This is a genomic window from Chrysiogenia bacterium (genome assembly GCA_020434085.1).
GTDB lineage: Bacteria > JAGRBM01 > JAGRBM01 > JAGRBM01 > JAGRBM01 > JAGRBM01.
Genome location: JAGRBM010000228.1, coordinates 1 through 8,754 on the forward strand (window position 1 = coordinate 1; position 8,754 = coordinate 8,754).

Consider the following 8,754-nt stretch of genomic DNA (forward strand, 5'->3'; position numbering starts at 1 on the left):
ATCAGCCCGATCTCGGGCACGGTGATCGAGGTCAACGAGGAACTCTCGGACTCGCCCTCGGTCATCAATGACGAGCCCTACGGCGACGGGTGGCTCTACATCGTCGATCTGACCGACCCCGACGAGCTCAAGGATCTCATGGACGAAGACGCCTACGGCGAGTTTCTCGAAGCCGAGGGCGAAGACGAGTAGCCAGGGGCAGCAAAGCCCAGCAAAGCGAAAGCCCGGCCATCTGGCCGGGCTTTTTTGTGAGCGCCCGGTTTGCAACTTTGCCCAAAGCAAAAAACCCATCCGCCGCCGAAGCGGGGATGGGTCTTTTGCTGCGCGGGAAGGGTCCCGCACGCAGGAAAAGGCAGCTCCGGACTAGAGCGTGACCTTGCCCTGCAGGAAGAACGCGATGAGAAGGCCGTAAATCACGAGCGACTCGATCAGAGCCAGGGCGATAATCATCGCGGTCTGGAGCTGACCCGAAGCGCTGGGATTGCGGGCCATGCCCTCCAGGGCGGCAACGGCGGCCTTGGACTGGCCGAGCGCGCCGGCGAGGGCGGCAATGGCAATGGCCATGGCGGCGGAGAAGCCGACCAGACCCTTGTCGGTGAAACCGCCGTAGGCGGCCTCTTCTGCGGCAAAAGCCGGGGCGGCGGTGAGGGCGAATGCCGCGAAGGCAAAAACGCTGAGCGCAATCTTGTTAAGCATTGGGAATTCCTTTCCTCCTTGGGATGTGCGTGCGCCTTTTTCTGCGGTTTGAAACTTCAAACCATTGAAAACTTTAGTGATCGTGTGCCGTGGCCAGCGCGATGTACACCATCGAGAGCAGGGTGAACACCAGCGCCTGGATGAAGGAAACAAAGGTTCCAACTCCCAGGAAAACCGCCGGGACGACGAGTTTTACCAGATCCGAGAAAATCGCGATCACCAGGTGATCGCCGAAGATATTGCCGTAGAGACGAATGGCCAGCGAGGCCGGACGCACCAGATGGCTGACCAGCTCGATGACGAAGAAGAGCGGGGCGATGAAAATGACCGGGCCCATCATGTGCTTGAGGTAGCCGGCCAGGCCGTTCTCTTTGATGCCATAGACGTTGTAGCCGATGAAAATGACGCCCGAGACAGCCAGGTTCGTGTTGATGTTGTCGGTGGGGGGCAGGAACCCCGGAATCACGCCGAGCATGTTCGCCACGAAGATGTAGAGAAAGGTCGGCGCCATCAGCCACATGTATTTGCGACCGTCGTGACCGATGATGTCGTCGCACAGATTGGCGAGGCCGCCCACGGCGAGCTCGGCGACGTTGGCCATCGTAAACTTCTCATCGGGAATGCGCGCGTCGGCACGCTTGCGGAGGCTGCCCACCGCCGCCAGAGAGAAGATGGCGAGGAAGGTGAAAGTCACACCAGCCATCACGACGTGGATGTAGTGGTGGCTGTCATGCAGAAACAGGTCAAACCAGGAATGATGTCCCATCGGCCGTGTTGATCCTTACCAAACGCTCAAGAATTCTCTGCGTGTTCGCCCTCGGGCCCCAGGCTGCCCGGCTGCTGCTTGCGAAGGCCATCGGCCACGATCCCAAGCAGCAGTGTTGAAAAACCAATCAAAAATCCGATGCGGCTGATCGGAGTCCGGGTCATCAGCACGAAGAGCCCACCGTAGAGAACGACGAACTTTCCAAATGCCACAAAGCCCAGAATCACTTTGCGCCGCGGGGTCAGGGGCTCACTCTCGCGCCCGGCCAGCATGCCGGTAACCAGCGTGCGGAGCATCCAGAGATTGGCGAAGGCCACCAATCCGCCGATGCCGGCGCCGGCCGCTACGTGCGAGCCCATCAGGGGAACCAGTGCCAGGGAAACCACAACCGTGAGCGCGAGTACCGTTGTCTCGATGCGCTCAGTCCCGGCCGTCTGTTTGGTCGCCTCCGGCGGCATTGTTACTTCCCGATCCGTAGCGTTTGAGAATCTGCAGTAAGTTCCAGAACCCGCCTACGAATCCCGTTGTCAGCAAAATCAGGAACAGCCAGGGGCTGGTTCCGAAATTCTCGTCGGCCAGGGCGCCCAGAAAGGCGCTTCCGCCGAGAACCGCTCCCAGTTGGCTGGCGGCGGCGGCGAGGATACTCACCTTCTGCCAGCGTTTGGGGCTCGTTTGCTGCTTGTCGCTGGTTGTCATTCCCCTGCCAGCGTTTCGCGCGGGGAAACCCTCCCCAGCGCGCGCATTGGGTAACACACCCTCTCGCAGCGTGTCAACTATTCCGGGCACTTCCCCGGGGCTTTATTTCCCCAGTCATTCCGGCCACTTGAAGGCGCAATTTTGTCGCCCCCGCGCGCGTCCCGAAGCCCTAGCGGGCCAGCGCCGCAAGAACCCGCTCGGCGGCCCGAATTGTCTTTCGAATCTGGGCCTCTGTGTGCGCCAGGGAGAGGAATCCGGCCTCGTAGGGCGAGGGCGCAAGATAAATCCCCTCTTCAAGCATCCCCCAGAAAAAGGGAGTGAAGAATTCGAGGTTGCTCCGTTGCACGTCGACAAAGCTGCGCACGGGCGTCTCGCTGAAGTAGGTGCACATCATCGCGCCCACGCGCTGGACCTGCGCGGGAACGCCGGCGTTCTTGAACGCGGCCGCAAGTCCCTTCTCCAGGATCTTCCCGCGCGCCTCCAGCGTGCGGTAGCTCGCCGGCGTGAGTTCCTTGAGTGTGGCCAGCCCGGCCGCCACCGCCAGCGGATTGCCCGAGAGCGTGCCCGCCTGATAGACCGGGCCCTCCGGCGAGATCTTGTGCATCAGGTCGGCGCGCCCGCCGTAGGCTGCCAGCGGCAGGCCGCCGCCCACCACCTTGCCCAGACAGGTCAGGTCCGGCTTGATCTTGAAGCGCTGCTGCGCGCCGCCGCGGGCCACGCGAAAGCCGGTCATCACTTCATCCAGGATCAGCAGCGCGCCGTGCTTCGTACATTGCTCGCGCAGGCCTTCGAGAAAGCCCGGCACCGGCGGGACGCAGCCCATGTTTCCCGCAACGGGCTCGACGATGATCGCCGCGATCTCGCCCCTGTTTTTTCGAAAGAGCTTTGCCACCGATTCCAGGTCGTTGTAGCCCGCAACCAGCGTGTGCTTGGCGAAGTCCCCGGGGACGCCTGCCGAGTCGGGCGAGCCGTGGGTGAGCGCGCCCGAGCCTGCCTTGACCAGCAGCGAATCGGCGTGGCCGTGGTAGCAACCCTCGAACTTGATGATCTTGTCGCGGCCGGTCGCGCCGCGCGCCAGGCGAAGCGCGCTCATGGTGGCCTCGGTGCCCGAGTTCACCAGGCGCAGGCGCTCGACGCTGGGAACCCGGCGGCGAATTTCTTCGGCCAGCTCGCTCTCGCCTTCGGTGGGGGCGCCAAAGCTCGCGCCGTTTCTGGCCGCACGTTCAATGGCTTTGACGACTTTGGGATGGGCATGGCCCAGAATCAGCGGGCCCCAGGAACCCACGTAGTCGATGTAGGTGTTGCCATCGATGTCGGTGATGGTCGCCCCCTTGCCTGAGGCAATAAACGGCGGGTTGCCGCCCACATTGCCGAAGGCGCGAACCGGCGAATTGACGCCGCCGGGCAGGGATTTGAGGGCGCGCTGGTGGGCGCGCCGGGACTTGGCGTGGGATTTCTTCTGGGGCATGTGCGGGCCTCGCTGGGAATTAAAAGCAATGCGGCGCCCGGCCCGGGGAGGGCGCGCGCCGCGCCTTCCAAGGGATGGGCGCTTGCGGGCGCTGAGTCAAGTCGCACGGCCCGCGGCGGCGGTGTTTGCCCACGTCTGGAGCCTGCTTGCACAATCAGGTAGACTTGGCTGGCTTGGAAATCACGATGGCATCGGGCCGCGCGAGTTCCCCATTGGACGGGGGCGGCGCGTTCAGGAGAGCCTCAAGAGGATTGCGAATGAAGACGCGCGAAGAATTGACATGGGGGCACAGTCCCCGATCTTTCAAGGGCCTTGCACTTGCCGGCTTGCTGGCACTCGGCCTGCTCCTTGTGAGTCCGGTAAGTCCGGCGCGGGCGGGGAAGATCTACAAGTATCGCGACAGCAACGGACAGACGCATTTTGTCGATGATCTTCGCAAGATCCCGACCAAGTATCGCGACCAGGTGGAAAAGCGCCCCGCGCGCAGCACCCGCCCGGCGGCGCCGGCTGCCGAAGAAGCCGGCGAGGGACAGGGTGAAGAGGGCGCGGCTGCCGGTGGCAGCGGCGAGAAATCGGGCGTGGCTCCCAAGGAAGGCGTGGACCTGACCGGACTTCCGCCCGACATCGACCCGGCCACGGTTGTCGGGCGCGATCCCGAAACCGGTCGCTTCCTTCTGGATCCGGGCCGCCCCGAGCGACTCAAGGCCGAGCAGGAGCGTGCCGAGGAACTCAACAAGCAGCAGAAGCTCGGCCAGGCCGACAAGGACGGGCACGACCGGGCCTGGTGGCGCCAGCGCATCGCGAGCTGCCGCGCCGAGGCGAAGAACCTGCGCGAGCAGCACAAGGCCGCCAGCGCCGCCTACGTGGGCAGCCAGAAATTCGGCATGCCCGAAGAGGCCAGGCGCGTCGAGGAACTCAATGAGCGCGCCAAGGCCAAGGAGGCCGAGTGCGCGCGCATTCCCGAAGATGCGCGCGCCGCCGGCGCGCCGGTTGGCTGGGTTCGCTAGTGATTTGATCTCGCGTGTGCCCGGGCATCGGCACGCGGTTTTTGGGTGATCGGTGAGCTGCACGCAGGCTGCCGCAAGGGGGGATGATGCCGGTTGTTGATTTGATTGCAGAGTCCGACCGTGAGCTCGTTGCCGATTTGCTCGGCGAGGGCCACGCGGCCGAAAAGCTCGCATCCGGAATGCACATCGGCACGAGCGTGCCGGCCACCGAAGAGACACTCAACTGGCTGGCCGCCACTTGTCCGGACGGGGCCTTCGGCCTCTACGACGAGGGCCGGCTCAAGGGGATCTGCTACGCCCACGTGCAGGGGCGCGAGGGCTGGCTTGGGCCTTTCTCGGTTTTCGAGAACGAGCAGGGCAAGGGCTACGGAGCGATGCTGCTTCAGAAGGCTATCGCCCACGTGCTCAACAAGAGCGTGACCACCGTGGGGATGGAAGGTCCCGCCTCCCCCCAGATTCTGGGCTTCCTCGGCAAGGTCGGTTTCTCCCCGTCCGCCGTTGTTGCGACGCTCGAAGTGCCCGTCAGCTCGCTGCCCGAGCAGATGGACTTCTGGGTGGACGCCTATTCGGCCAAGAGCGAGGAAGAGCGCAAGGAGCTCAATCACCAGCTCACCGCCTTTGTGGAGCAGGCCACCCGCGGGGCCGACTACCGCCACCTCATCGAAGCGACCCAGTATACCAATGCCGGCGAGACGCTCATCTTCTATGAAGAAAAAGAGATCGTCGCCATGGCCATCGCCCACAAGGGCCCTTACTACATGAACGAGCACGACGACTCGATTCATATCCACTCGCTGGTCTGCCACGTCAAAAAGAACGTCGGCCGTCTCGACCAGCTCATCACCGCCATCGGTGCCTACGCGCGGGTGCAGGAGAAGAAATACCTGCGCATCCGCATCCTCAGCGAAGACGATACGAACTATCAGTATCTGCTCTCGCGCGGCTTTCGCGTGGTGGAAACCCGCCAGCAGTTCACCCTGGAGGGCTGCCCCTGGCAGCGCGCCGCCGGTTACGTGGTCTTTGCCAACTGGCAGTTCTGAGCCCGTGCCCGGCAAACCCGCAACGCTCATCCTCTGCGGCGGCGCAAGCAGCCGCATGGGGAGTGACAAGGCTTTCATTGAAATCGGCGGCAAGGAGCTCATCGAGCGGGTGATTGCCGTCGCCCGAGAGATTTCCGACGAAGTGATCCTCGTTGCCCCCGACGCGCAGCGCTTGGCCCACCTGGGCCTGCCCGTCCTGGCCGAGGAAGCGCCGGGGCAGGGGCCGCTCGAAGCCATGCGGGTAGGCCTCGATGCCATCAGCGCGCCCGCGGCCTTCGTGCTGGCCTGCGACCTGCCCGGTCTTAGCGCGCCGCCGTTCGAGAAGATGCGTACGCTTCTGGGAGAGCAGACCGACGCCGTTGTTCCGCGCGAAGGCGAACGCGATCACCCGCTGTGCGCGCTCTACCAAAAGCGCTGCGACAAGGTATTCGAAACCTCCCTCAAGAACGGCGAGCGCGCCGTGCACCGGGCGCTCGCGTCCCTGCAGGTCTCGCATCCCACGGGCGAGGACCTTGGCGCGCCGGAGGGATTCTTCGACAACCTCAACACGCCCGAAGATGTCGCCAGAATCAGCAAATAGACCGCCGGTGAACGCTGGCAAGTTCCCTACGCGTGTCATTCTGAGCATAGCGAAGAATCGGTTTGGAGCAGCAGTGAACCTCCGACAACGCGATCCTTCGCTGCGCTCAGGATGACACCGTAACTGGCTTGAGATCTTGGCCCCGTGAACCGCCAAGCTTCTCTTGAGGCATCGCTGGCGCAACCGGCATTCGGGTGTGCCACAATGCCCGATGTGAGCAGCGACATTCCCATTTCCGAGGCAGCGGCCGGCAGGGCGCAGCGGCTGCTTGAGGACGTCCATGCGCGACGCGCGCGAAGCGCGGCGGGGCCGCTTTTTGTCGAACTCTCGGCCAACAACTTCTGCAACCTGCGCTGCGCCTTCTGCTACGGGGCGGGAAAACCGGCGCCCAGCGAACTGACCCCCGAGCAGCACGAGCACCTGCTCGATGCGCTGCTTCCCGGCGCCGACGTGGTCATTCCCTCGGCCGGCAGCGAACCGTTCCTCGGAGACCTTGAGCGCACCCTGGCGGCGGTGCGCCGCCACGGCAACCGGCTGCTGCTGATTACGAGCGGCTATTACCTCACCGAAGAGTGGTGCGAGGTGCTGGCGCCCTTTCTCTACCGGCTGCAGATCTCCCTCGATTCCCACGTGGGCGAGACCTACGAGGAGTTGCGCGCGGGTTCGGATTTCGAGCGTGTCTCGCGCAACCTCAAGACGGCCGCCCGGATGCTCGGCGAGCGAGGGCTCTCCCACCGCTTGGTGGTGAGCGCCGTGGCCACGAGCAGGAACTTTCACGAGCTGCCGGCCATGGTCGAAGAAGTCCGCTCCTGGGGCGCCGAAGTTTTTCTCATCCAGCAACTCTACGAGGGAAACGGCAAGTTCTCCCACCTGCTGCTCGAGCACAAGTATTCGCAGGAGCAGATCGAGGAGGGCCGGGCCGCCATCGCAGAAGCGGCAAAGCGCGCCGGCGCCGAGGTGATGATCGCCAGCCTGCCGGTGCGGCTCCACGCCTACCGCGGCGAGGGCGCTGCGCCGGTCGAATGGGACCCCGAGCACACCCGCGCGCTGCTCAGTGAGCTGCCCGGCGCCTGCTACCAGGCCTTTGAATGGATGAAGGTTGCCCCCGACGGCAGCGTCTATCCCTGCTGCGTTGCGCCCGAAGAGCTCAGGATCGGCAGCGCCCTCAAGGGCGATCCTCAAAAGCTCTACCACGCCCGCCGCTGGCGCGCGCTGCGCAAAGGTTTTCTCAAGGGGAAAATGCCCGACGTGTGCGAGCGGTGCACACTAAGACAACAATATGTGGACTGGGTGAAGTAATTGCTTGCTCCGTTACCCTATCCCACTGCTGTCATCCTGAGCAGAGCGAAGGATCTCAACCTTTGGGTGCCGGCAGCAAACCGGTGAACGATCGAACGACTGCACGCGGTTATGATCCTTCGGGCTCGCGCCCTCAGGATGACAACACTGAATCTCCGGTTAATTTCCCAACTGCTCCTTGAGCCACGCGCTCACATCCCCGATGGAGGCCTGCGAGACCTCGTGGGCCATGGGGTATTCCTTGTAGGTGAGATTGACCGGCAGCTTCTCCAGCGCGTCGCGCGCGGCGCGGCCGTTTTCAATGGGGAGCACGTCGTCGAGCGTGCCGTGGGTGACGAGGATCGGGAAATCCTTGATGCGCGAGGTATCGAGTTCCTCGAAGAGCTCGGGGACGAATCGCCCGCTCATGGCGACGATACCGGCGATCTTCTCGGGCGCCTTTGCGAGCACGGTGTAGCTCATCATGCTCCCCTGGCTGAATCCCATCAGGTAGACGCGCTTGGGATCGACGTCGTAGGCGGCGATGACCTCGTCGATGAATGCGATGATCTTGTCGCGGCTCTCCTCGATCTGCTTGATGTCGACGCTCACTTCGCCCGTGCGCTGGTCGATCCCCAGATCGAACCAGGAGTATCCGCCCGGAAAGGCGTATTCATGCGGCGCCCGCGCGGCGATCACATAGAGCCGCGGATCGAGAAAGGGCTGGAGGCCGATGAGATCCTTGTCGTTGCTGCCGATCCCGTGCAGGGCGATCAGGACTGGTGGCTTGCCCTCGCTGCGCTCGTCGGGACGGCGAAGGGTGTGCTCAAGTGAGAAGGTTCTCTCGGTCATGGGATGCTCCTTGCCCCAGATATGGCAGGCCAATTGATAGGCGACAAGTCGCGCGCCCAGCACGTTGGGGTGGCACTTGTCGGCGAAGTAGAGGGGTCGGGGACTTGCGTCGTCAGATTTCGTTGGAAGATAGAAGGGGCAATGCTCGATGGTTTCCGGCCTTGCGTCTTCCAGCGGTGCAAACCGTGGTAAGGAGAGCGCAGATAGGACTGAAACAGCCTCTTCACCATAGCTGGGGTCGGTTTGGCAGATATCGAGCGGGACAGGCTTGGCTGTCATGTTGGCCGAGAGCTGCGCAATCTCCCTCAGTCGCTCCGAATACTCCGCCGGTGGGACGCGGCGGGTGAGTTCCCGCGCAGGCGTCAGCCACC

Annotated in this window: 11 protein-coding genes; 5 read left to right on the plus strand and 6 right to left on the minus strand. The window is 63.6% G+C overall.

Going from position 1 to position 8,754, the window contains the following annotated elements:
• Window positions 1-192, plus strand: a 192-nt coding sequence (locus KDH09_07470; protein ID MCB0219514.1) for a glycine cleavage system protein H, incomplete at its 5' end; no start/stop codon positions are given.
• 171 nt (window positions 193-363) lie between these two features.
• Here the strand turns inward: KDH09_07470 and KDH09_07475 are convergent.
• The 5 genes from KDH09_07475 to hemL form a co-directional block, all read right to left on the minus strand.
• Entirely contained in the window at window positions 364-696 is a 333-nt protein-coding gene (locus tag KDH09_07475) for an ATP synthase F0 subunit C (GenBank protein MCB0219515.1), read from the minus strand.
• A 73-nt stretch (window positions 697-769) separates the two neighbouring features.
• A complete protein-coding gene (gene atpB, locus KDH09_07480) occupies window positions 770-1,462 on the minus strand; it encodes a F0F1 ATP synthase subunit A (GenBank protein MCB0219516.1) in 693 nt (230 codons plus the stop codon).
• A 26-nt stretch (window positions 1,463-1,488) separates the two neighbouring features.
• Complete coding sequence (locus tag KDH09_07485) at window positions 1,489-1,920, minus strand: ATP synthase subunit I (protein MCB0219517.1); 432 nt, start codon at window positions 1,918-1,920, stop codon at window positions 1,489-1,491.
• Entirely contained in the window at window positions 1,883-2,158 is a 276-nt protein-coding gene (locus tag KDH09_07490) for an AtpZ/AtpI family protein (protein MCB0219518.1), read from the minus strand. The genes KDH09_07485 and KDH09_07490 overlap by 38 nt, the downstream gene beginning before the upstream one ends.
• Window positions 2,159-2,327: 169 nt before the next feature.
• Complete coding sequence (gene hemL / locus KDH09_07495; protein ID MCB0219519.1) at window positions 2,328-3,626, minus strand: glutamate-1-semialdehyde 2,1-aminomutase; 1,299 nt, start codon at window positions 3,624-3,626, stop codon at window positions 2,328-2,330.
• Between the two features lie 257 nt (window positions 3,627-3,883).
• On the opposite strand from hemL, the gene KDH09_07500 reads away from it, so the two are divergent.
• The 4 genes from KDH09_07500 (at window position 3,884) to KDH09_07515 (ending at window position 7,552) form a co-directional block, all read left to right on the plus strand.
• Window positions 3,884-4,633, plus strand: coding sequence for a DUF4124 domain-containing protein (locus KDH09_07500; protein MCB0219520.1), 750 nt, complete (start codon window positions 3,884-3,886; stop codon window positions 4,631-4,633).
• A gap of 86 nt (window positions 4,634-4,719) precedes the next feature.
• Window positions 4,720-5,673: a GNAT family N-acetyltransferase gene (locus KDH09_07505; GenBank protein MCB0219521.1), complete on the plus strand. Its 954-nt coding sequence runs from the start codon at window positions 4,720-4,722 to the stop codon at window positions 5,671-5,673.
• Window positions 5,674-5,677: 4 nt separating this feature from the next.
• On the plus strand, window positions 5,678-6,253 hold the full coding sequence (locus KDH09_07510) for a molybdenum cofactor guanylyltransferase (GenBank protein ID MCB0219522.1): 576 nt from the start codon (window positions 5,678-5,680) through the stop codon (window positions 6,251-6,253).
• A gap of 204 nt (window positions 6,254-6,457) precedes the next feature.
• On the plus strand, window positions 6,458-7,552 hold the full coding sequence (locus tag KDH09_07515; protein ID MCB0219523.1) for a radical SAM protein: 1,095 nt from the start codon (window positions 6,458-6,460) through the stop codon (window positions 7,550-7,552).
• Between the two features lie 159 nt (window positions 7,553-7,711).
• Here KDH09_07515 and KDH09_07520 read toward each other — a convergent pair.
• A partial coding sequence (locus tag KDH09_07520; protein ID MCB0219524.1) for a dienelactone hydrolase family protein occupies window positions 7,712-8,754 on the minus strand: 1,043 nt, incomplete at its 5' end.